General features: G+C 62.8%; 22 protein-coding genes. 14 read left to right on the forward strand and 8 right to left on the reverse strand.

Features of this window, described 5'->3' with window-relative positions; genetic code table 11:
* The first annotated feature begins 108 nt into the window (after positions 1-108).
* The gene (gene recO, locus FJ959_RS28740; protein ID WP_140494585.1) at positions 109-879 is read left to right on the forward strand and encodes a DNA repair protein RecO; all 771 of its coding nucleotides are present in this window, start codon (positions 109-111) and stop codon (positions 877-879) included.
* Positions 876-1,394, forward strand: a complete 519-nt coding sequence (locus FJ959_RS28745; protein WP_140555803.1) for a PaaI family thioesterase — start codon at positions 876-878, stop codon at positions 1,392-1,394. The genes recO and FJ959_RS28745 overlap by 4 nt, the downstream gene beginning before the upstream one ends.
* Positions 1,395-1,439: 45 nt before the next feature.
* Here the strand turns inward: FJ959_RS28745 and FJ959_RS28750 are convergent, their stop codons facing one another.
* Positions 1,440-1,904, reverse strand: a complete 465-nt coding sequence (locus tag FJ959_RS28750) for an NUDIX domain-containing protein (protein WP_140580886.1) — start codon at positions 1,902-1,904, stop codon at positions 1,440-1,442.
* A 255-nt stretch (positions 1,905-2,159) separates the two neighbouring features.
* Between FJ959_RS28750 and FJ959_RS28755 the strand changes: the two genes are divergently transcribed.
* The 8 genes from FJ959_RS28755 (at position 2,160) to FJ959_RS28790 (ending at position 10,145) form a co-directional block, all read left to right on the forward strand.
* Complete coding sequence (locus FJ959_RS28755; protein WP_140555802.1) at positions 2,160-4,904, forward strand: DUF2339 domain-containing protein; 2,745 nt, start codon at positions 2,160-2,162, stop codon at positions 4,902-4,904.
* A gap of 52 nt (positions 4,905-4,956) precedes the next feature.
* The gene (locus FJ959_RS28760) at positions 4,957-5,199 is read left to right on the forward strand and encodes a type II toxin-antitoxin system VapB family antitoxin (protein WP_140520954.1); all 243 of its coding nucleotides are present in this window, start codon (positions 4,957-4,959) and stop codon (positions 5,197-5,199) included.
* Entirely contained in the window at positions 5,199-5,615 is a 417-nt protein-coding gene (locus tag FJ959_RS28765; RefSeq protein ID WP_140633363.1) for a type II toxin-antitoxin system VapC family toxin, read from the forward strand. The genes FJ959_RS28760 and FJ959_RS28765 overlap by 1 nt, the downstream gene beginning before the upstream one ends.
* A gap of 158 nt (positions 5,616-5,773) precedes the next feature.
* The gene (locus FJ959_RS28770; RefSeq protein ID WP_140555800.1) at positions 5,774-6,286 is read left to right on the forward strand and encodes an RNA polymerase sigma factor; all 513 of its coding nucleotides are present in this window, start codon (positions 5,774-5,776) and stop codon (positions 6,284-6,286) included.
* A 2-nt stretch (positions 6,287-6,288) separates the two neighbouring features.
* Entirely contained in the window at positions 6,289-7,080 is a 792-nt protein-coding gene (locus tag FJ959_RS28775) for an anti-sigma factor (RefSeq protein WP_140555798.1), read from the forward strand.
* A gap of 205 nt (positions 7,081-7,285) precedes the next feature.
* Positions 7,286-8,383, forward strand: a complete 1,098-nt coding sequence (locus tag FJ959_RS28780; RefSeq protein ID WP_140555797.1) for a GNAT family N-acetyltransferase/peptidase C39 family protein — start codon at positions 7,286-7,288, stop codon at positions 8,381-8,383.
* Positions 8,384-8,388: 5 nt separating this feature from the next.
* Positions 8,389-9,852, forward strand: coding sequence for a RimK family protein (locus tag FJ959_RS28785; RefSeq protein WP_140494569.1), 1,464 nt, complete (start codon positions 8,389-8,391; stop codon positions 9,850-9,852).
* A gap of 20 nt (positions 9,853-9,872) precedes the next feature.
* Complete coding sequence (locus FJ959_RS28790; protein WP_140494567.1) at positions 9,873-10,145, forward strand: DUF3303 family protein; 273 nt, start codon at positions 9,873-9,875, stop codon at positions 10,143-10,145.
* 18 nt (positions 10,146-10,163) lie between these two features.
* Here FJ959_RS28790 and FJ959_RS28795 read toward each other — a convergent pair whose 3' ends face one another.
* A complete protein-coding gene (locus tag FJ959_RS28795) occupies positions 10,164-11,081 on the reverse strand; it encodes a LysR substrate-binding domain-containing protein (protein ID WP_140633366.1) in 918 nt (305 codons plus the stop codon).
* A 115-nt stretch (positions 11,082-11,196) separates the two neighbouring features.
* Between FJ959_RS28795 and FJ959_RS28800 the strand changes: the two genes are divergently transcribed.
* Complete coding sequence (locus FJ959_RS28800) at positions 11,197-12,087, forward strand: fatty acid desaturase family protein (RefSeq protein WP_140633369.1); 891 nt, start codon at positions 11,197-11,199, stop codon at positions 12,085-12,087.
* Positions 12,088-12,096: 9 nt separating this feature from the next.
* On the opposite strand, the gene FJ959_RS28805 is transcribed toward FJ959_RS28800, so the two are convergent.
* The 3 genes from FJ959_RS28805 to FJ959_RS28815 all read right to left on the reverse strand — a co-directional run bounded on the left by FJ959_RS28805 (position 12,097) and on the right by FJ959_RS28815 (position 15,794).
* Positions 12,097-14,238 carry an EAL domain-containing protein gene (locus FJ959_RS28805; RefSeq protein ID WP_140580898.1) on the reverse strand — a complete coding sequence of 714 codons (2,142 nt, stop codon included), beginning with the start codon at positions 14,236-14,238 and terminating at the stop codon, positions 12,097-12,099.
* A gap of 63 nt (positions 14,239-14,301) precedes the next feature.
* Positions 14,302-14,934: an HD family hydrolase gene (locus tag FJ959_RS28810; RefSeq protein ID WP_140517817.1), complete on the reverse strand. Its 633-nt coding sequence runs from the start codon at positions 14,932-14,934 to the stop codon at positions 14,302-14,304.
* Positions 14,934-15,794 carry a folate-binding protein YgfZ gene (locus tag FJ959_RS28815; RefSeq protein ID WP_140624531.1) on the reverse strand — a complete coding sequence of 287 codons (861 nt, stop codon included), beginning with the start codon at positions 15,792-15,794 and terminating at the stop codon, positions 14,934-14,936. The genes FJ959_RS28810 and FJ959_RS28815 overlap by 1 nt, the downstream gene beginning before the upstream one ends.
* 82 nt (positions 15,795-15,876) lie before the next feature.
* On the opposite strand from FJ959_RS28815, the gene FJ959_RS28820 reads away from it, so the two are divergent.
* The 3 genes from FJ959_RS28820 to FJ959_RS28830 all read left to right on the forward strand — a co-directional run bounded on the left by FJ959_RS28820 (position 15,877) and on the right by FJ959_RS28830 (position 18,286).
* Positions 15,877-17,208: a dihydroorotase gene (locus FJ959_RS28820; protein ID WP_140633372.1), complete on the forward strand. Its 1,332-nt coding sequence runs from the start codon at positions 15,877-15,879 to the stop codon at positions 17,206-17,208.
* A gap of 52 nt (positions 17,209-17,260) precedes the next feature.
* Entirely contained in the window at positions 17,261-17,488 is a 228-nt protein-coding gene (locus FJ959_RS28825; RefSeq protein WP_140494553.1) for a hypothetical protein, read from the forward strand.
* A gap of 66 nt (positions 17,489-17,554) precedes the next feature.
* Entirely contained in the window at positions 17,555-18,286 is a 732-nt protein-coding gene (locus FJ959_RS28830; protein ID WP_140633375.1) for a nucleotidyl transferase AbiEii/AbiGii toxin family protein, read from the forward strand.
* Between the two features lie 19 nt (positions 18,287-18,305).
* Here the strand turns inward: FJ959_RS28830 and FJ959_RS28835 are convergent, their stop codons facing one another.
* The 3 genes from FJ959_RS28835 to FJ959_RS28845 all read right to left on the reverse strand — a co-directional run bounded on the left by FJ959_RS28835 (position 18,306) and on the right by FJ959_RS28845 (position 20,189).
* Positions 18,306-19,100: a hypothetical protein gene (locus FJ959_RS28835; RefSeq protein ID WP_181171931.1), complete on the reverse strand. Its 795-nt coding sequence runs from the start codon at positions 19,098-19,100 to the stop codon at positions 18,306-18,308.
* A 69-nt stretch (positions 19,101-19,169) separates the two neighbouring features.
* The gene (locus FJ959_RS28840; RefSeq protein WP_008874920.1) at positions 19,170-19,427 is read right to left on the reverse strand and encodes a hypothetical protein; all 258 of its coding nucleotides are present in this window, start codon (positions 19,425-19,427) and stop codon (positions 19,170-19,172) included.
* Between the two features lie 387 nt (positions 19,428-19,814).
* Complete coding sequence (locus FJ959_RS28845) at positions 19,815-20,189, reverse strand: TIGR02301 family protein (protein ID WP_140494550.1); 375 nt, start codon at positions 20,187-20,189, stop codon at positions 19,815-19,817.
* Positions 20,190-20,205: the final 16 nt, after the last annotated feature.

A 20,205-nucleotide genomic window follows, 5' to 3' on the forward strand; every position in this document is an offset into this window, starting at 1 on the left:
CGCCCGCAGCTGTGCTGCGGGCGGCTTTTTATGCACCCTTGCGAGAGCCAGCCCAGGCACCAAGCCCGTACCTTGATTTCGCCACCCGATCGGTGAAATGCTCCAGGCATGGAATGGCGCGACGAGGGAATCATTCTCGGCACCCGCAAGCATGGCGAAACCAGCGCCATCCTCGAGGTGATGACGCGTGCGCATGGCCGCCATCTCGGCCTCGTGCGTGGCGGGCGCTCGCGCAAGCAGCAGCCTGTTCTCCAGCCCGGCAACCGTGTCGACCTGCTTTGGCGGGCGCGCCTTGATGAGCACCTCGGCACGTTCCAGGCCGAAGCGATCGAGATGAATGCGGCCAGGTTGATGGAGAGTGCGGTCGCCGTGTATGGCCTGCAGACCATGGCCGCGCATCTGCGCCTGTTGCCCGAGCGCGACGCCCATGGCGGCCTCTACGAGGCGCTGTCGGTGATGATCGTGCATCTCGATGACGTCGATGCGGCCGGCGAACTGGTGGCCCGTTTCGAGCTCCTGATCCTCGACGAACTGGGTTTCGGTCTCGATCTCAGCCAGTGCGCCGCGACCGGCACGCGGCAGGATCTTGCCTATGTCTCGCCGAAATCGGGCCGAGCGGTGTCGCGGGAAGCCGGCGCGCCCTGGCGCGACAAGATGCTGGCGCTGCCGGCCTTCCTGCGTGGCTCCGGCCTGCGCGCCGATCCGGCGGCGATCCAGGATGCCTTCCGGCTCACCGGCTTCTTCTTCACCCGTCACGTCTACGAGCCGCGCGGCATCGAGCAGCCGGACGCGCGCTCCGGCTTCCTCGCCGCGCTGCGCAAGCACCACACGACAAAAGGCCTGTCGGGAGAAACCGCCGCGAGAGAAATCATCACATGAGCGAAGTGGAACTTTATCCAGGCCGGGTCTCGCCGCTCGGCCTCGGCACCATTCCGCATGCCGACATGCTTGCCTACACCGGCCTGGAACTTTTGCAGCGCATCATCGATGGCAAATATCCGGCGCCGCCGATTTCCTTCCAGCTCAGCTTCGCGCTGACCGAAGTCTCGGAAGGCCGTGCCGTGTTTCGGGGTGTGCCGAACGAGCGCCACCTGAACCCGTTGGGGGGCGTGCATGGCGGCTGGGCGGCGACACTGCTCGATTCGGCGCTTGCCTGCGCCGTGCAGACGCTGCTCGCAAAAGGCGAGGCCTATACGACGGCGGAATTCAAGGTGAACCTGACGCGGCCGATCACGCCCAGGACCGGAGAGGTGGTCTGTGAGGGCAAGGTCATTCACAAGGGCCGCACGCTGGCCGTTTCGGAAGCGACGCTGAAGGACGCCGGCGGCAAGCTGCTGGCTTTCGGCACCGAGACATGCTCGATCTTCCCGGCCTCCAATCTGGCGGCACGATAGGAATCGTCCTAAGGCGCACTGGGCGAGCGGTGATAACAGCGGATGTTATCCGGCATTTTGCCGTTCCACGAAATCGTCCAGGATCGCGCGCTGGCCTTTGAGTATCTTGAGACCGGCCTCCAACTCTGAAAACCAACCGGCCCGGTCCACTTCGGGAAATGCCTTCATGGATCCCGACCGTGGTGGCCACTCCATGGTGAACATGTTGCTTTTGATGGCATCGGTGTCGACGTCGGCCTCGACGCTCCACGCACTCACGATCTTGCCGCCAGGCTGCCGATAACTGCCGACAGGCTGGAAGTCGCCGTTGATGGCGACGCCGAGTTCTTCTTCCGCCTCACGTTGGGCGGCTTTCAACTCGTCCTCGCCTTCGTCGACGAGCCCTTTGGGGATAGACCATGCCCCCTCGTCTTTTCTTGCCCAGAACGGTCCACCCGGATGGACGAGCAGGAACTGGAGGGCCCCGGCGTTTCGCCGGTAGATCAGCAGTCCTGCGCTTCGTTGCGGCATACGTATTCCCATGACGTCGCTTGGAGAACCCTTTGCAGCCAAGGTATCATAGGCCATCGGCTGCGGGTTTGGCAGGCAATGTTCCGGAAACCGGCCATTCGCAAGCGATGCCGAGGGCCAATGGGCGCAAGCCGCTGGCTTTCGACGCCGAAACATGCTCGATCTTTCCAGCCGCCGATCCGACGGCCGTTGGCTGGTCGTTTGCAGGCCACATTTGATTGTCAGTAGCAACTGGTCTGGTTTGGGGGAGCCGCCATGTTTGAAAGCCTGATCGGCCTTGTCGCCATCATCGCGCTGTTCGTCATCATTTCGCGCCAGCAGAGCCGCATCGGACTGATCGAGCGTGAGCTAGGCGCACTGCGGAGCCTCGTCCTTTCCGGCGCCGTGCCGCCTCTCGCCAAGCAGTCCGAACCGGCGGCGACCGAGGGCCAGCCGGCCGAAGCCGTTGTTGCTGCGGCCGTGGTCGTTTCGCCAACGGCCAGCGAGGCAGCCACCGGGCAGGCGCTGCCGGCTCTGGAAACCGACGCCGCGACGGACGAGGTCAAGCCGGGACCATGGACACCAGGCGAGGCGGCGCCCAAGGCAGCAGAATCCGAGCCTGTCGCAGCGGTGAAAGCGCCCGGCAAACCCGATATCGAAACGGCGCTCGGCACCCGCTGGGCGGTCTGGGTCGGCGGTTTGGCACTGGCGCTGGGCGGCCTGTTTCTCATCCGCTACACGATCGAAGCCGGAATTTTCGGCCCCGGTGTGCGGCTGACCATGGCCGGGCTGCTCGGCCTTGTGCTGATTGCAGCCGGCGAATTCATTCGCCGCACCGGCTTCAGGGTGCCCGTGCAAGGCGCCGCAGGCGCCTACATCCCGGCGATCCTGACTGCGGCGGGCGCCTTCATCCTGTTCGGCGCCGTCTATGCCGCACATGGCATCTACGGATTTATCGGGCCGGCGCTCGCCTTCACGCTGCTCGGCGCCATCGGCATAGCGACGATTGCCGCCGCCCTTGTCCACGGCCAGGCGCTGGCTGGTATCGGCCTCGTCGGCGCCATGGTGACGCCGATGCTGATTGCCTCTCAGGCGCCCAATCCCTGGGCCCTGTTCGGCTATCTGGCGATCGTGCTTGCCGCCAGCGGCGTCATTGCCCGCATGCGCGATTGGAAGTTGCTGATGACGGCGGCCTTTGTCGGTACCGGCATCTGGACGATCCTCTATATGACCGATGCGCCGGGCGCGAATTTATCCGTGATCCTGTTCGTGAACACCGTCACGCTGGCCGTGCTCGCCTTCGTCTGGCTCGGCCGCCGCAGCGACGAAGGCGGATCAGCCACGGCTTTCGACTGGCCGTCCGTCGCGCCGGGCCTGTTTGTTGCCCTCTCGGCGCTGGGCCTTTCGGTCGATCCGGCCTTCGTCGCTGCCGGCGATGCCTTGCCGGGAGCCGTCGTGCTCGCCGCGATGGTGGCCGTCGCGCTCTACCGCCCCCCGGCGCTGCCACTGCTCTATGCGGCGGGACTGGTGACGGTGCTGATCTATCTCGGGATCATCCCGCCGACTTCGATCGCTTCTGATTTTTCAGGCGACGTCTTGGGCATCGATGCCGTGCCCCTGGCGACATCGAACGCACTGACCTTGCGCATCGGTGTTGCGCTTGGCCTTGTCTTCATCGGCGCCGGTTTCTGGGCCGCCCGCAAATTTGCCGCTGCGACCCACTTCCGCGCTGCGTCATGGGCGGCGTGGGGCGTCATCGTGCCGTTGGTCGTCCTGCTGGCACTCTGGTTCACGTTCGGCAATCTCGACCGCGATCTTGCCTACGCCGCCGTGGCGGCGCTGCTGGTCGTGGTTTTCGCTGCCGGCGGCGAGTGGATCGCGCGCGGCGAGCAACCGCCGTTGCAGGGCAGGGCGGCCGTATTCTTCGCGCTCGGCGGAGCCGCGCTCGCAGGCCTGCTGATGCTGCATATGGCCTTCAGTTCCGGCTGGACAACCATCCTGCTTGGTGCGGCCGCAATCGTGCCGGCGCTGGCCACGCGCTGGCGTTCCTATCCGGTGCTCGGCTGGATTTCGGTCGGCGCGGTCGCGGCGGTGCTTGGACGTGTCATCTTCGATCCGACCGTCGTTGGCCCCGAGTTCCTGTCGACGACCCCGGTTTTCAACTGGCTGCTGCCGGGCTATGGCGTGCCGGCGCTCGCCTTCGCTTTCGCCGCCTGGCAACTGGCCCGCACCACCGACGGCCGGCCGCGCCTGGCCATGGAAGCTTCGGCGGCGCTGTTTGCACTGCTGACGCTTGCCATGCTGGTGCGCCACGCCATGCATGGCGGTGTCCTCAACAGCGATGCGCCCACACTTGCCGAACAGGCCATCTACACGCTGATCGCGATCGGCGCCGGCGCCATACTCGTGGCCATCGACAGGCGCTCGCCAAGTTCCGTGCTGCGCTACGGGTCCATGGCGGCGGGCGTGATCTCGGTCGCCTTCATCGTCGTGCAGCATTTCCTGGTGCTGAACCCGCTTTTCACCGACGAGTCGACCGGGCAGATCCCGGTCTTCAACCTGTTGTTCCTCGCCTATCTGCTGCCGGCGGTCGCGGCCGGAGGGCTTGCGCTCTATGCCCGCAACAAGCGGCCGAAATGGTATGCCGCCATGCTGGCGCTGGTGGCGGCCCTGCTTGCCTTCGCCTATGCCACGTTGTCGGTGCGGCGCCTGTTCAAGGGTGAGTTCATCGGCTTGTGGAGCGGCCTTGGCCAGTTGGAAACCTACACCTATTCGGCACTCTGGCTGATCATCGGCGTGGCGCTGCTGACCGCCGGCGTCTGGCTGAAATCGCAGGTGCTGCGCATCGCCTCGGCCGCATTGATTGCGGTCGCCGTACTGAAGGTGTTCCTCTTCGACATGTCGGAGCTGGAGGGTGTGCTTCGCGCGCTGTCCTTCATCGGCCTTGGCGCCGTGCTGATTGGCATCGGCCTGTTTTACCAGCGGCTTTTGACCAGGGTGGCGAAGGGGCGTGAGGGTTAGGATTGTTTGAATATTCAAAATGGAATATATGAATATTCACGGAGATATTCATATGCCGCTCTATATCCGCGACGATGAGGTAGATGCGCTGGCGACGAAATTGCAGCGCGAGACGAATGCGCCGAGCAAAACGGAAGCCGTGCGAACCGCGCTTTTGCACGAACTTGAACGAAGCCGCGCCCGCAAACCGCTGCGGGAGAGGATTGCCGTTCTTCAAGCGCAAGCAGCGGCGTTGGGGCCGTCCGACACCACCTTCGATATGAAGGCATTCATGGACGAGATGTGGGAAGACTGATGTTTGTCGACGCATCGGTTGTCGTTGCAATTCTCGCCAAGGAATCGGGTTGGGAGGAATTGCTGAAGCGGATCGCCGACGTCGACGGTCAGCTGTACATTTCAGCGCTTGTTCGGCTCGAAGCTACGCTTGCCCTCGGGCGAGTGAATGCCGGTGCCAAAAAGCCGACTCCCGGAATGCTGTCTGCGGCGCGCAATCTGGTCGATGCGTTCATTGTTGAGATCGACGCTCGCAATGTAACCATCAACGAGGATATCGGTGGGCGCGCCATTGATGCCAGCATCCGGTACGGCAAAGCGGTCGGTCATCCGGCCGACCTTAATTTTGGTGATTGCTTTTCCTACGCCTGCGCCAAGGCTCTTGATGTTCCGTTGCTCTTTAAAGGCAATGACTTTCTCAAGACCGATTTGGCGTAGTTGGTCTCCTGTTGATTGCGGGAATAAACCCGCCGCTCCCATCGTTACATCATTGCTTGGGTGACCGGGGCGGTGGACCGCTTCGCACTGGCTGCTTGCGTCGCGCCGCGAAGGCGCGTTCAATCTGATGAATAGGGCAATTCCGAAAACCAGCGGTCATGGACGAAAAGAAGGCAGCAATCCTCGGCGAAATACCGCGCCTGCGCCGCTACGCACGCTCGTTGTTGCGCGACCGCGATGCCGCCGACGATCTCGTCCAGGACTGTCTCGAACGGGCCCTCATGCGGCTCGACAACTGGCAGACGGGAGAAAGCCCCAGGAGGTGGCTGTTTACGATCATGCATCATTTGTTCATTGACCAGATGCGCAAAGTGAACCGGCGCGGCGAAGCCGCGATGCTGCCGCTGGAAGCGGGCGAGGCGATTGCACAGCCGGCCGAGCAGGTGGAAAGCATCGCCTCGCGCGAGATCGTTGACGCATTGCAGGCGATCAGCCCCGACCGCCGTGCAGCGCTCGTTATGGTCGCGATCGAAGGCTTTTCCTATGCCGAGGCCGCCAACATCCTGGGCGTGCCGGCCGGAACGCTGATGTCGCGCATTGCGCGCGGGCGCGAGGAGTTGCGCGGACTGCTGGACGACACGGCACGCCGCCGTTCGATAAGGATCGTCTAGAAATGATCCGCCGCGATTTCTCCGAACGCGACATCCACATGGCACTCGACGGCGAGTTGCCGGCCGATGAGCGCGCCGCCTATGACGCATGGCTCGACGCCACTCCCGAGATGAAGGCGAAAAGCGCCCGTTTCATCGCCGACAGGACGGCATTGCGAGATGCCTTCGCTGGCGTGATCGACGAGCCGGTGCCGGTGCGGTTGCGCAAGGTGGTGCTTGGCGAGACGCCAGCCAGGACGCCAATGCCACGCTCGCGCTGGTGGCTTGCTGCCGCCGCTGCCGGTCTACTGGCCGCGGGCGGGTTTGGCGGCTACTTTGCCGGCAGCGACGGTATTGGCCGGGAAGATCAGGCCGAGGATCAGTTGGCCGAGCAGGCGATCGCCGCGCATGTCATCTATGCCGCCGAGAAGCGGCATGCGGTGGAAGTGCCGGCAAGCGACAGGGACCATCTGCTGACCTGGCTGTCCAACCGGGTCGGATTGAAGCTGGTTGCGCCGGACTTGACCGGCAGCGGGTTCCAACTGGTCGGCGGCAGGTTGCTGCCGGCTGGCGAGAGCAAGGCGGCAATGCTGCTCTATGAAGACGACAAGGGCGAGCGCATATCGCTCTTTGTAACGGCCGAATCGGTGGAGAACGCCAGGGGGACCTACGCTTCGGCGCAAGCCGGCCCGCAGGCGGTCTACTGGCTGGACAAGGGCTATGGCTGCGCTGTCGTCGGCTCAGTGCCGCGCGAGCAATTGGCCATCGTGGCCAAGAGCGCCTACAGCCAGCTTCTGGCCGGCTTGGCGAGTTGAACAGCATCGTTTTTGGCGCCGCCGCCTACTCGAAAACGGTGACCTGGTTCAAAGCCTTTGTCCTCCCGGGCTGGCGCCGAATCTGTCACAATTCGGCCCTAATCGAGGTGCGATAGCGCTGGATGGGCGCTGCCGTTTTGGGCTGGTGTCTGGACGTTTCGAATAGGGCCTTCATCACAACCCAATCGAGGTTTTCCAAGCCCGCATGCCTGCCGAGATCCGCACGGCCCGCGCGACTGACGTCGATGATCTCGCCGCCATCGAGAAAGCTGTTTTCTCCAGCGACCGCATTTCCCGTCGCTCCTTCCGACAGTTCATCGAGCGCGAGACCGCCGAGACGCTGGTCGCCGAAAGAGATGGCCGCGTCGCCGGTTATGCGATTGTGCTGTTTCGCAAGGGCAGCGGCGTGGCGCGCCTTTATTCGATCGCCACCAGTCCCTTTTTTGGCGCCCTCGGCATCGGCCGCCGGTTGCTAGTGGCGGCGGAGGAGGCGGCCTTCGAACACGACCGCATGATGCTGCGCCTAGAAGTGCGGGAGGATAATGCCCGCGCCATCGGCATCTACGAGCAGGCCGGCTACCGCAAGATCGGCCGCGAACCCGGTTACTACGAGGACGGCGCCACGGCACTGCGCTACGAGAAGACCTTGCGCGGCGAACTTCCGGCCGCCACGAGCGTGCCATTCTACCAGCAGACCTGCGAATTCACTTGCGGTCCCTGCTGCCTGATGATGGCCATGGGCAATTTCGATCACGACTTCGTACCGGACCCGGTCAGGGAAATTCGTCTTTGGCGCGAAGCGACGACCGTCTTCATGATGTCGGGCCCGGGTGGCTGCGAGCCGTTCGGCCTCGCGGTCGCCGGCTATGAGAGCGGCCTTGCGGCCGAGATTTACGTGTCGTTCTACGGCGCGTTGTTCCTCCAGTCGGTGCGCAGCGCGGACAAGCGCCGGGTGATGGAACTGGCCCAGGTCGACTTTCGCCGACGCGCGGAACTTTACGGCATCCCGGTGAATTACCGTTCATTCACCATCGACGACATTCGCGCCGCGATCGCGAAAGGAAAATTGGTGCTGGTGCTGATCAGCGGCTTCCTGATGTTCGGCAAGAAGGTGCCGCACTGGGTGTTGGCCATCGGCGACGACGGTGACCATATCCTGATCCACGATCCCTGGGTTGAGGACGAGAGGCAGGAGACCATCCTTGATGCCGCCAACATTCCCGTGCCTTACGGCATCTTTATGAACATGGCGCAGTTCGGCCGCGACGGACTGCGCGCCGCCATCACTCTGGGGAAGCGCTGATAACAATGACCTGGGTTATCTTAACTGGCCGGCAGAGCGATCTCGACCAGGTGGCGACACCGCACAAGATTATCACCAACCGCGACTATCTCGCGCATCCGGCGCTGTTTCGCGGCCAGCGTCCCAAGGTCATCAACCTGTCGAACAATTACGGCTACCAGAGCCGCGGCTATTATGCCTCGCTGCTGGCGGGTTCGCGCGGCCACAAGGTCATCCCGACCGTAGAAACCATGATCGATCTGTCGGAGCGCAAGCTTTACGAACATGCGCTGCCCGAACTGGAGCTGGCGCTCAACAAGTGCCGCAAGGATCTTGGCGGCGCTTTTCCGGCGAAGGTCTGCATCTTCTTCGGCATTGGCCCGTCCAAGGTGTGGGACCGATTCGCCAAGCTCCTGTTCGACTGGTTCCGCGCGCCGGCGCTCGAGGTCCACATCAAGGACAGCGCCGAGTGGGCCTCGATCCGCAAGATCGGCTTTCATCCCCTGGCGCGCATGACCGAGGAGGAGGAGAGCTTCTTCCTGCAATGCCTGGACACCTATACCAATCGCGAATGGCGCGACACCAAGGGCCGCACGCCGGCGCGCTACACTTTCGCCACGCTGGTCGATCCGCATGAGGAATTGCCGCCCTCGGAAATCTCCTCGCTGCGCTACTGGGCCAGGATCGCCGAAAAGATGGGCGTCGAAATCGAGCCGATCACCAAGAGGGACCTCGCCAAGCTCGCCAATTACGACGCGCTGTTCATCCGCGAGACCACCTCGATCTCCAACCATACCTATCGTTTCGCGCGCCGCGCCCAGCAGGAAGGCATGCCGGTCATCGACGACCCGCTGTCGATGATCCGCTGCACCAACAAGGTCTATCTCAACGAGCTGATGGCCTACAACAAGGTGCCGGTTCCGCCGACCGTGATGATAGCCGGCACTTCCGACCTTGAACTCGCGGCGCAGACGCTGGGTTTTCCGCTGGTGCTGAAGATCCCGGATTCCTCCTTCTCGCGCGGCGTCAAGAAATGCGCCAATTTCGAGGAATTGAAGACACTCGCCACCGAATGGCTGGAGGATTCCGATCTTCTGATCGCGCAGAAATTCATCCCGACCGAATATGACTGGCGTGTCGGCGTGCTCGGCGGCCAACCGCTGTTTGCCGTACATTACCTAATGGCCAAGAAGCACTGGCAGATCGTCAACCACAAGGCCAGCGGCAAGCCCGACCAGGGCGGCATCAAGACCTTCACGCTGAAGGAGACGCCGCCCCATGTCGTCGAGACGGCAGTCAAGGCGGCGCGCTGCATCGGCGACGGCCTCTACGGCGTCGACCTCAAGGAGACCAAGGACGGCGTCTTCGTCATCGAGGTCAACGACAATCCCAACCTCGATCATGGCTGGGAGGACTCCGGCGAGAAGGACGAGGTCTGGGTACGGCTGACGCAATGGTTCCTGGAACGTTTGGAGCGGCCGGGCCGATAATCATCCAATCGGGGGCAGAGATGCTGTTTTTGGTGACCGAGGATTTTCGCGGCTGCGACCGCAAGGAGATCTACCGCCGCTTCCGCGATTACGGTCGCCTGAAGCCCAACGAGCTTCTGGTGCACCATAGCTGGATCGCGGCGGACATGAGCCGCTGTTTCCTGCTGGTGGAGACCGACGACGTCACGCTGCTGCAGCGCTGGGTGATCGAGTGGGCGGATCTGGTGGAGTTCGAGATCGTGCCGGTGGCGGCGAACAAGGACATGGTCGAGGCATTGAGCGGGCACCTCTGACCATCGCCGCTTGCTGGCTCAGCGGAGCGCCGGCGAGCCCACCGCGCGCTGGCATTCATCGACCAGCCAGGCGCGGAACGCCGCCACGACGTCTCTTCTTGCGCTCCGCTGCGGAATTGTCAGACAATAGGGCTGACGCAGCGCAATCGCCTTGGCGACAGGCCGGAACAGCCGGCCGTCCTCCACGGCTTCGGCGCAATAGATCCCTTGCGCCAGCGCCACACCCAGTCCCGAAATGGCGAGGTCGAGCGCCGCGCGCGAGGAGTTTGCCGACAGGCCGCGCTGAATGCCGCGCCCAGGCGCGATGCCGGCCGCCTCGAACCAGCTGCGCCATGAGGGAAAGGATGCGCCGGTCGGTCCCCAGTCGGTGTGGATCAGGGGCAGCCCGGCGAGCGGACCGCCATCCGCCTCCAGCACGCTGGCGAGCTTTGGCGCGCAGACGGGATAGACCGCGTCCTGGACAATGTCCTCGATCGGGTGCTCACGATAGTGCGGACCGTAGGAGAGCCTGAGGTCGATCAGGTCGCGGTCGAACGACACCGGGTCGTCATCGCCCCTGAGAGATATGTCGACGGCACCGTGGATGGCGATGAAGCCGGCAAGGCGCTCGGAAAGCCAGCCCATGGCCATGGACGGCGGGACCGAGACGACGAGCCGCGGGCGGAACGCATCGCCTGCAAGCTGGCGCGAGACGCTGCCGATTTCCTGGAAGGCCATGGTCAATCGAGGCAGCATCTCGACGCCAGCCTCGCTCAGGACGACACGCCGGTTGGCGCGGTGGAAGAGCTTGCGGCCGACTTGCTCCTCGACCATGCGGATGAGCTGGCTGACTGCGGCGGCCGAGACCGAAAGCTCTTCCGCCGCCGCGGCGAAGCTGCCGGTGCGCGCCGCCGCCTCGAAGGCCTGAAGACCTCGCAACGATGGCATTGCAACCATGGCGGTGACCAAAAAGATAAGTTCAGCTTATCTATATTGCAGAAATCCTCGTTGTTAGAAAGGTTTCTTGCTGGGGTATGCTGACCGAATGAATTCAATCAGCCGGGATGCCCCTATGGATCATCGTGACGTGATCGCCTCGCTGACGAATGAGGAGCGCAGCCGGCTAACCGGCAAGTCGGATGGGCCCGGCCTTGTTCAGCTCGCTTTCCACCTCGGCGCGATCCTGCTCCTCGGATGGTTGATCGCCGCCAAGGTGCCGTTCTGGCCGCTGCTGATGCTGCCGCAAGGCATACTGATCGTGTTCCTGTTCACGCTGCTGCATGAGACGGTGCATCGCACGGCTTTCGAAAGGCAATGGCTGAACGACGCAGTCGCGCGTGTCTGCAGCCTGGCGATCGCGCTGCCGGCCGACTGGTTCCGCTATTTCCATTTCGCCCATCACCGTTTCACACAGGATCCCGAACGCGATCCGGAGCTGGCTTTCCCGAAGCCGGAAACCTGGCGGCAGTACCTGGTCCACGTTGCCGGACTTCCAGTGTGGTTGGGGCATTTGAAGACGCTCTACGCCAATGCCGTGGGACGTTGCCAGGACAGCTACGTGCCCCCCAAGGGGCGTCCGAAGGTACGCGCCGAGGCGCGCGCGATGATTGCCTTCTACGCCGTCGTGCTGATGCTCGCGCTGTGGTTCAAGACGACGGTGCTGCTCCATGTCTGGATCTTTCCCGCGCTGCTCGGCCAGCCGTTCCTGCGGCTCTATCTGCTGGCCGAGCATGGCCGCTGCCCCTTCGTCGCAAACATGCTGGAGAATACCAGGACGACGCTGACCAACTGGGCTGTGCGCAAGCTTGCCTGGAACATGCCCTTCCATGCCGAGCATCACGCCTATCCGGGCGTGCCCTTCCACCGGTTGCCGGAGTTTCATGCGCTGATCGAGCGGCATCTGAAGGTTGTCGAGCCGGGTTATATCGGCTTCCATGAAAAATACATCGAGACGCTGCGCTGATTTATGGCGTCAGCCGGTCTGGCTGCGCACCGCGCTCGATTTCAACAGGTGCTGAATCTCCGCCGCCTTTGACGGCACGCCGATCAGATAGCCTTGCGCCTCCACGCAGCCGTTTCGGCGCAGCATGTCGAGCTGTGCTTCGGTTTCTACGCCTTCGGCGGTGACGGTGATGCCCAGTTCGGCGCCCAGTCCGATGATGGTGCGCACGATCGCTGCGGTGTCGAGATTGCCGATATCGGAGATGAAGGAACGATCGATCTTGATCTTGTCGACGGGAAAGCGCCTGAGATAGCCGAGTGAGGAATAGCCGGTGCCAAAGTCGTCGAGCGCGATGCGGATGCCGAGTTCACGCAACTGTCGCAGCGTCTTCAGGACGGCTTTGCTCTCGTCCATCAGCACGGTTTCGGTGATCTCCAGTTCCAGTCGTCTGGCCGGCACGCCCGAAAAGGCCAGGGCGGAGATGACGCTGCGAGCAAAGCCGCCGCTTTTGAGCTGCACGGCGGAGACATTGACCGCAATGCGCAGGCCAGGTGGCCAGGCTGCCGCCGTCGCACAGGCCTTTCGCAGCGCCCATTCGCCAAGCGGCACGATCAGCCCGGTTTCCTCGGCGACCGGAATGAATTCGTCCGGCGCCACAGTGCCGCGCGACGGCGAATGCCAGCGCATCAGGGCCTCGGCGCCGACAATCTCGCCCGAAGCTATGGCCATGATCGGTTGGAAATCGAGATCGAATTCCCGGCTCGGCAGCGCCGTATCGAGATCGGCTTCGAGCGCCCGGCGCGCGCGCACCGTGGCATCCATGCCGGGCTCGAAGAAACGGTACAGGTTGCGCCCTTCGCTTTTTGCCCGGTAGAGCGCCATGTCGGCGTTTGTCAGCAATGTATCGGCGTCCCTGCCATCGCCGGGAGAAAGCGCGATGCCAACGCTGACGCCAACATGCATGTCCCGGCTCTTGTCATGAAATGGTTTGGCGATGGCCTCGACAATGCGTTTCGCCAGTTTTTCCGCGCTCGCCAGGCCCTCGACGTTGAATTGGACGATCACGAACTCGTCGCCGCCAAAACGGGCGACGATATCTGCGTCGTTGTCCACGCAGCGCAGCAGTCTTGCGGCCACGCCTTTCAGCAGCCGGTCGCCAGCCGGATGTCCCAGCGTATCGTTGACGACCTTGAAGCGGTCGAGGTCGAGCGAGAAGATTGCCAGCGGTCCCGCGGCCGCATCCTCCAGTGCCCGGTCGAGCCGGTCGCGAAACACCGAGCGATTGGGCAACCCGGTCAGCACGTCGTGATGCGCAAGATGGGTCATGCGCTCCTCGGCAAGCCTGCTCTCGGTCACGTCATCGAAAGTGGCGACCCAGCCGCCGCCGCTCATCGGCCGGCGGGCAACCATCAGCGTTCGTCCGTCGGCGAGCCGGCGGGGGGTCGACCGAGTCTGGCCGGCCAGCACGCGAGCCTCGGTCCTCGAAACCTCGTCCTCGACATCTATGGGCGCATAGACGCCAAGGCGCACCAGCCGTTCAAGGAGTTCGCGGTGAGTCGTGCCGAGCGGCAGATCCGCCTCGGTCACACCATAAAGCTCCAGGATGCGCTGATTGCGCACGATCAGCCTGCCGCCGGCGTCATACATCAGCAGGCCCTGCGACATGTTCGCGAGCGCCGCGTCGAAGCGGCGATGCTGTTCCTTGAGATCCTGTTCGGCGCGCCGTTGTTCGGTGATGTCTTCGTAGATCGAAACCCAGCCGCCCGATGCCAATGGCCGGTGCGAGATGCTGATGATGCGTCCATCAGAGAGCGCCTCCTCATAGGTCGAGGGTTTCGCTCCATCGATATAGGGCTTGCGGATGGCGTAAAGTTCTTCGGCGCTTTGCGAGGCGATGCCGACATCGACGCTGTGCCGCAGGATGTCGATGAAACGGATCCCCGGCTGCGCCACGTTGGCGTCGAGGCAGAAGATGTTGATATAGTTGCCGTTGCAGATGATCATGCGCTCGTCGGCGTCGAACATGCAAAGACCATGCGACATGTTCTCGACGGCAGCTGAAAAGCGTTCGTTCTGCGCACGCAGCTCGTCTTCCATGCGGCGCGAGCGGTCCATGCCTCCGGCCTCCCGTTTCGGGACGGCCGGACCATCCTTGATGTCACCGACGGGCATGGGCGCGCCTGCGGACGTGATCGAACACCGCAGTGTCAGCCGTTCCGGTTAATTTAGCGTTTTCTATCCTACCGCCGTAGCTACCTTGCGCCGCGACTTCTCGATCGCGGAAAAACGCTTCAGGAAGGCGTTCTGTGCCCAGGTTACCGAGCGCGGCGTGAAATCGAAGCGCTCGGCACTGAAGCCGCGTGGACGACCGAAGAACTCGGTCGCCTCCGCGGTCGAAAAGCCGGCGAGCAGCGTGGCCTCGAAATAGGCGGCGATCTGGTCCGCGCGCTTGATCTCCTTGCGCAGGCCGGCGCCTGGTTCCGGCGGTAGCGAGAAGCGCAGATGGATGGCGCGCTGCAAGCGCAGTTCACAGTCCTTATAACTGCCGCCCATCACCGATTTGAACGGCGAGATCATGTCGCCGATGACATATTCGGGCGCATCGTGCAGCAATGCCATAAGCCGGGCGTCCGCCGGCGCATCGGGCATCAGGTCGCAAAACAGCGCTTCCACCAGCAACGAATGCTGGGCGACCGAGAAGGCGTGCTCGCCGCGGGTTTGGCCGTTCCAGCGCGCGACGCGGGCGAGCCCGTGGGCGATGTCCGAAATCTCGATATCGAGGGGTGAGGGGTCGAGCAAGTCGAGCCGGCGGCCGGACAGCATGCGCTGCCAGGCGCGTGGCGGCGCACCGATGCGGTCGGCCGCCATCAGGCCTCCTCCGTGCCGGCGGCTTCCTGGGGAAAGCTGAATTTGGCGAAAGGTGGAATGGCAACCGTAACCGGCACGTCTCCGGCCAGGATCGGCTGGCCGGCGTCGAGCGCTGTCTTGACCCTGTCGATACGGGCGATGCCGAGGCCGATCGTGCCGGCATTCGAGCCGAGAGTGCCCACCGATCGCCCGTCGACGGTCAATTCGGCGCCGGCCTCAGGCAAGGCCCGTTCGGCCCTGACGATCAGCACCCGCCGCCTTGCCGTGCCACGATGCTGCATGCGCGAGACGACCTCCTGGCCGACATAGCAGCCTTTCCTGAAGCCGACGCCACCGGTCTCGTCGAGCAGCACGTCATGCGGGAAGGCGTCGCCGAGCTGGTAGTCGGTGCCGCTCTCGGCAATGCCATGCGCGATGCGCAAGGCCTGCCATGCGGCACCGTCGTCAGTCTCTTGAGCGCTGCCATAGGAGCGGGTGACGCTTTCATCGCGAAAGCGCCGGTCGGCCAGCACGGTTGAATCCTTTTGTGAGGGAGCTGACTCATTTCCCCAGGCAATGGAGACAAGCGTCTGTTCGGATTTGGCAATCTCGACCTTGGCGCGCAACTTGTACAGCATCAGCCGGCGTACGAAATCGTCAGCGATGTCGGCGCGGCATTCGAGGCGGAACGCGTTTTCGCCGGCCCGTGAGATCAGGAAGTCAAACAGGATCTTGCCTTGCGGTGTCAAAAGCGCGCCCGGTTTTGCCTCGCCGGCGCCGAGCGCGTCGAGGTCGGTGGTCAGGATGTTCTGCAGGAAGTGTTCGGCATCAGGGCCGGAGATGGAGATGAGCGCGCGGTCTTTCAGCAGGGCAAAGGGCATGGGGCGAATAAAAGCCTGATCTTGCAAAACGGTTGGCCATTACGTAAGCCGCTGACACTTCCCCTGCAAGAGATCGATCAGCATGGCCAACACCTACGACCTCATCCTGACAGGCGGCATGATGGTCAACCATGACGGCGAGGGGCAACGCGATGTCGGCGTGAAGAATGGGCGCATCGCCGCCATCGGCGATCTGCGCCAGGCCTCGGCCGGCGAGACGATCGACTGCCGGGGCCTGCATATCCTTCCGGGCGTCGTCGACAGCCAGGTGCATTTCCGCGAGCCGGGACTGGAGCACAAGGAGGATCTGGAGACTGGATCTCGGGCGGCGGTGCTCGGTGGCGTCACCGCCGTGTTCGAAATGCCCAACACCAGTCCATTGACCACCAGCGAAGAAACGCTTGCCGACAAGGTCCGACGCGGCACCGGCCGTATGCACTGCGACTTCGCCTTCTGGGTCGGCGGCACCCGCGACAACGCCAACGATGTCGCCGAGCTCGAGCGCCTGCCGGGCGCGGCCGGGATAAAGGTTTTCATGGGCTCGTCCACCGGCGACCTGCTGGTCGAGGACGATGAAGGCGTCGCCTCGATCCTCAGGAACACCCGCCGCCGCGCCGCTTTCCATTCGGAAGACGAGTTCCGGCTGCGCGAACGCCTTGGCGAGCGCATCGGGGGCGATCCTTCATCGCATCCGGTCTGGCGCGACGAGATCGCCGCCTTGCGCTGCACCGAGCGGCTGGTGCGCGTCGCGCGGGCCGCCCGTGCCCGCATCCACGTCCTGCACATCTCCACGGCCGAGGAGATATTGTTCCTCGAACAGCACAAGGATGTCGCCACCTGCGAGGCGACACCGCACCATTTGACACTGTCGGCGGACGACTACAAACGGCTCGGCACGCTGATCCAGATGAACCCGCCCGTCCGTGCCCCGCGCCATCGCGACGGCGTCTGGCACGGAATCGCGCAAGGCATTGTCGACGTACTCGGTTCCGACCATGCCCCGCACACATTGGCCGAAAAAGCAAAACCATATCCGGCATCGCCCTCGGGCATGACCGGGGTGCAGACGCTGGTGCCTATCATGCTCGACCATGTCAATGCCGGTCGGCTGACCTTGCAGCGCTTCGTCGATCTTTCAAGCCACGGCCCGCAGCGCATCTTCGGCATGGCCAGGAAAGGCCGTATCGCCGCCGGCTATGATGCCGATTTCACAATCGTCGACATGAAGCGGCGCGAGACCATCACCAATGCACAAGCCGGCTCGAAGGCCGGCTGGACGCCTTATGACGGCAAGGAAGTCACCGGCTGGCCGGTCGGCACTGTCATTCGAGGCCAGCGCATCATGTGGGAGGGCGAGATCGTGACGCCGGGCCAGGGCAGGGCAGTGGAGTTCTCCGAGGCGTTGCCCGCATAGCCATTTCACATCGTTGGATTTCTTAGGCACGATCCACTAAGTTGAGTGGGTTATGCGCACAGATATCACGCCAATGATTGTTCCCGCTGAGTTTCCGGAGCTCCAGGCACTCGTCTGGAGCCGCGATGCAACGCGCCCAATTCCTGCCGAGGAAGCTTTCGCCATCTACGAGCGCAACTGGCGGTTTGTCGATCAAGAGCGCCTTACAACATCTGAAAGGCTGCTTATCCAGAACCTGGCGGAAAAATTCGGCCAGGGCATTCTTTTGACCACTGGCTGAAGTTTCGTTTCCTTCCTGATTTCTCCGCAACTGGAATATTCACAAGAACATACGCGAGCGGAAATCATGAAGGAATTCAAGAAGCCCGAACACCGGATCATCGCTGAGGCTCTCGGCTTGATGGACCACCATCTCCTGACCGCGAACAAATGCTGGTTTGGGGGTGGGACGGCGATTGTCATGAAATTCGGCGAGTACCGACGATCCCTGGATGTTGATTTCCTGTGTGCCGATGCCGATGGTTATCGTGAATTGCGGACCCATGCGGTCCAACGAGGGATCAGGGCATTTTTCCCCGAACCCGTCGAAGCCGTCCGAGATTTCCAGATCGATCAGTATGGTTTGAGGACAATCGTAAGATTGCAGGGCCAACCGATCAAATTCGAAGTGATCCGCGAAGGGCGCATCCAACTTCAAGGTCATGTCGACAATGATCTAAAGGTGCCCGTCCTCGTTGCAGCGGACATGTTTGCCGAGAAGCTGCTGGCCAATGCCGATCGGTGTCAGGATCGCGCGACCGCATATCGCGATGCCATCGATCTTGGGATCTTGATTGGCATCTATGGACGCATCCCGGCGCAGGCTCGCGTCAAGGCGCAGACCGCCTACGGCCCTGATATCCAGAACAAGGTTGCCTGGGTCGCAAACAAGCTTCAGGACCAGGACGAGCTACGCAACGCTGCCGAAGTCCTGCAAATGAATCCCGACATGGCCACAAAGGCGATCTCGGCTCTTCGGGATGAAGCTATCCGCCTATGGCCCGATGCAGGCATTCGCCGAGACGATCCGCACGAATAGGCACTCGCGTGTCCGAGTTTCAATCCCCTGCGACGAAAAACGTCCATTGCCCAGCGGGCGTGATGCCGACGCGGTAGAAGATGTAGGCGCCGAACTGCTTCATGTCGTCGAAGTCGCTCGCGGTGACGATCTTGAACAGCTCGACCCGTTGCCTGGCGTCGAGCTTGTCCAGGGGTAGAGCGAAGAAATACGGCCAGACATAGAGCTCTTGTGGCGTCCCGGCATCGACATGGACATAGCCGGCATTGAGCACCTCCTCCAGTATGGCAAGAATCTCCTGGCCATCCTGGTCGCCGGAGAGCCCCTTGAGGAAGGTAATGGCATCGCCATCTATGTCGGTCAGTGACAATTGGGTCATGCCGTCGCCCTTGCCGATCAAAGGCCTCAGTCTTTCGACGTCGCCGCTCTCGCAGGCTTCGATGATCAGGTCATGCATGCGCCGCACCGGTTCAGGCAGCTTGCCGAGGTCGTAGACGACCTCCGGCGTGGGCGCGTCGGGATCGACGCGCGGCCTGTTGGTGGCACCGTCGCCGTTCGGCGGGGTGACCGGCTCGGCCTTGTCCGGAGTGGTTGGCTGGCTGGTCGAAGATGGCGTTCCGACCGGATCGGGTATCGGCACGGTGCTTCCCGGCGACGACACGTCGTCGTCCACCATCGGTTGGACCGGCGACGGGAATTCTTCGCGCTTGATCTCGCTCAGCGCATAAGCGGGGCTGCTTGCCAGACACCCAACCAAGGGAATTGCGGCACTGCACGCGGCGAAACAGATGCAAAGGACCAAGCCGCGCGGCTTGCCTGACATCGAAAAATCCACTGCCCGTTTCTCCCTGCTTCCGGGCATGATGCCCGAGCGGCATTTGCCGTCAAAGAACCGGACGTCGGTTCAGTGCCGCAGCCGTTCGGGTTCGAAGGCGCCAGCAATGACCTTTTCACGCATGCGGTCGAGCAGGGCAAGGGCCGATGTCTCGCCGTTGGCGCGCAGCATTTCGCCGAACGCGGTTTCAAGCGCCGCTTCGGCGATGATCTCGGGTTCTATGCCTGCCGAAAGACCTTCGGCCCAGGCCTCGCTGTGGCTCTCCACCGCGGTCAGGCGCTTTTCTTCCCTGACCAGCGCGTCGATGTCGTTGACACCATGTTCCATAAGCGATGTCCACCCTTGCAAGCAGCGATCCTTCGATGGATCAGGCTTGATCTGTTCCGTTTACACGCAGCCGCAAATAAGTCTTTGTAAATACGACATTTTTTTGATCGTTCTTTACAGGAGGCCGGTTGCGCTTGCGAAGCTGCATTCAATCCTGGTCAAACTTAGCCGATTAGGCGTGCCTGCGGGGTGAAAACCTTCAGTTTGAGTTAATTCCACATCCGCGCGCTAACGTTTCATTAACGCTGTTGCATAAGCGCAACAAAAGGATTGCACCATGACAGTTCTCGACACAAGCTGGATATGCCCGCAGTCGCCGCCAATGGACCGGATATCTGTTGATGAAGGCCGGATGCGCTCTTGCGAGGGCACTTTGGGCGATATGGGCTAGTTTCCGTAGCGCGAGGCGATGTCGCGCGACAGGGTCTCGCCTTCCTTCATGTAGCGGCCGATGGCTTCGGTCGCCGACGCGGTGCATTGCGTGTAGGTGCCGCCGAATGAGCGGTAGCCGCGATTGAAGCTGGCGATGAAGCGGGCGCGCCGTTGCGGATCCGGGTTCTCCGATTCGAGCAGCTTCTGCATCTCGCCGCGCCACTGGTCGCCCTTTTCGCCGCACAGATTGCGCAGGAAATGCAGCGACCCCAGAACCTCCGCCAGCCGCATCAGCCCCGGTTCGAAGGGTGCCTCGGCGCTGAACGCCGGTCGTGCCGCCACAGGGCTGACGGCAAGGCATGTCGCGAGAAGGAGAGGAAGGCAACGCATAAGTCAATCTGGCCAA

It is taken from the genome of Mesorhizobium sp. B2-2-4, assembly GCF_006442375.1.
Taxonomy (GTDB): Bacteria; Pseudomonadota; Alphaproteobacteria; order Rhizobiales; family Rhizobiaceae; genus Mesorhizobium.

Coding starts and splice junctions, on each gene's coding strand:
- FJ959_RS28810 (WP_140517817.1), bottom strand. CDS start 14,934: ATGGCGGCCGACCGCATCGGTGCGCCGCCACGCGCCTGGCAGCGCATG.
- FJ959_RS28785 (WP_140494569.1), top strand. CDS start 8,389: ATGACCTGGGTTATCTTAACTGGCCGGCAGAGCGATCTCGACCAGGTG.
- recO (WP_140494585.1), top strand. CDS start 109: ATGGAATGGCGCGACGAGGGAATCATTCTCGGCACCCGCAAGCATGGC.
- FJ959_RS28840 (WP_008874920.1), bottom strand. CDS start 19,427: ATGGAACATGGTGTCAACGACATCGACGCGCTGGTCAGGGAAGAAAAG.
- FJ959_RS28795 (WP_140633366.1), bottom strand. CDS start 11,081: ATGGTTGCAATGCCATCGTTGCGAGGTCTTCAGGCCTTCGAGGCGGCG.
- FJ959_RS28825 (WP_140494553.1), top strand. CDS start 17,261: ATGCGCACAGATATCACGCCAATGATTGTTCCCGCTGAGTTTCCGGAG.
- FJ959_RS28760 (WP_140520954.1), top strand. CDS start 4,957: ATGCCGCTCTATATCCGCGACGATGAGGTAGATGCGCTGGCGACGAAA.
- FJ959_RS28830 (WP_140633375.1), top strand. CDS start 17,555: ATGAAGGAATTCAAGAAGCCCGAACACCGGATCATCGCTGAGGCTCTC.
- FJ959_RS28820 (WP_140633372.1), top strand. CDS start 15,877: ATGGCCAACACCTACGACCTCATCCTGACAGGCGGCATGATGGTCAAC.
- FJ959_RS28750 (WP_140580886.1), bottom strand. CDS start 1,904: ATGCCGCAACGAAGCGCAGGACTGCTGATCTACCGGCGAAACGCCGGG.
- FJ959_RS28800 (WP_140633369.1), top strand. CDS start 11,197: ATGGATCATCGTGACGTGATCGCCTCGCTGACGAATGAGGAGCGCAGC.
- FJ959_RS28755 (WP_140555802.1), top strand. CDS start 2,160: ATGTTTGAAAGCCTGATCGGCCTTGTCGCCATCATCGCGCTGTTCGTC.
- FJ959_RS28770 (WP_140555800.1), top strand. CDS start 5,774: ATGGACGAAAAGAAGGCAGCAATCCTCGGCGAAATACCGCGCCTGCGC.
- FJ959_RS28765 (WP_140633363.1), top strand. CDS start 5,199: ATGTTTGTCGACGCATCGGTTGTCGTTGCAATTCTCGCCAAGGAATCG.
- FJ959_RS28780 (WP_140555797.1), top strand. CDS start 7,286: ATGCCTGCCGAGATCCGCACGGCCCGCGCGACTGACGTCGATGATCTC.
- FJ959_RS28815 (WP_140624531.1), bottom strand. CDS start 15,794: ATGCCCTTTGCCCTGCTGAAAGACCGCGCGCTCATCTCCATCTCCGGC.
- FJ959_RS28775 (WP_140555798.1), top strand. CDS start 6,289: ATGATCCGCCGCGATTTCTCCGAACGCGACATCCACATGGCACTCGAC.
- FJ959_RS28805 (WP_140580898.1), bottom strand. CDS start 14,238: ATGCCCGTCGGTGACATCAAGGATGGTCCGGCCGTCCCGAAACGGGAG.
- FJ959_RS28790 (WP_140494567.1), top strand. CDS start 9,873: ATGCTGTTTTTGGTGACCGAGGATTTTCGCGGCTGCGACCGCAAGGAG.
- FJ959_RS28845 (WP_140494550.1), bottom strand. CDS start 20,189: ATGCGTTGCCTTCCTCTCCTTCTCGCGACATGCCTTGCCGTCAGCCCT.
- FJ959_RS28745 (WP_140555803.1), top strand. CDS start 876: ATGAGCGAAGTGGAACTTTATCCAGGCCGGGTCTCGCCGCTCGGCCTC.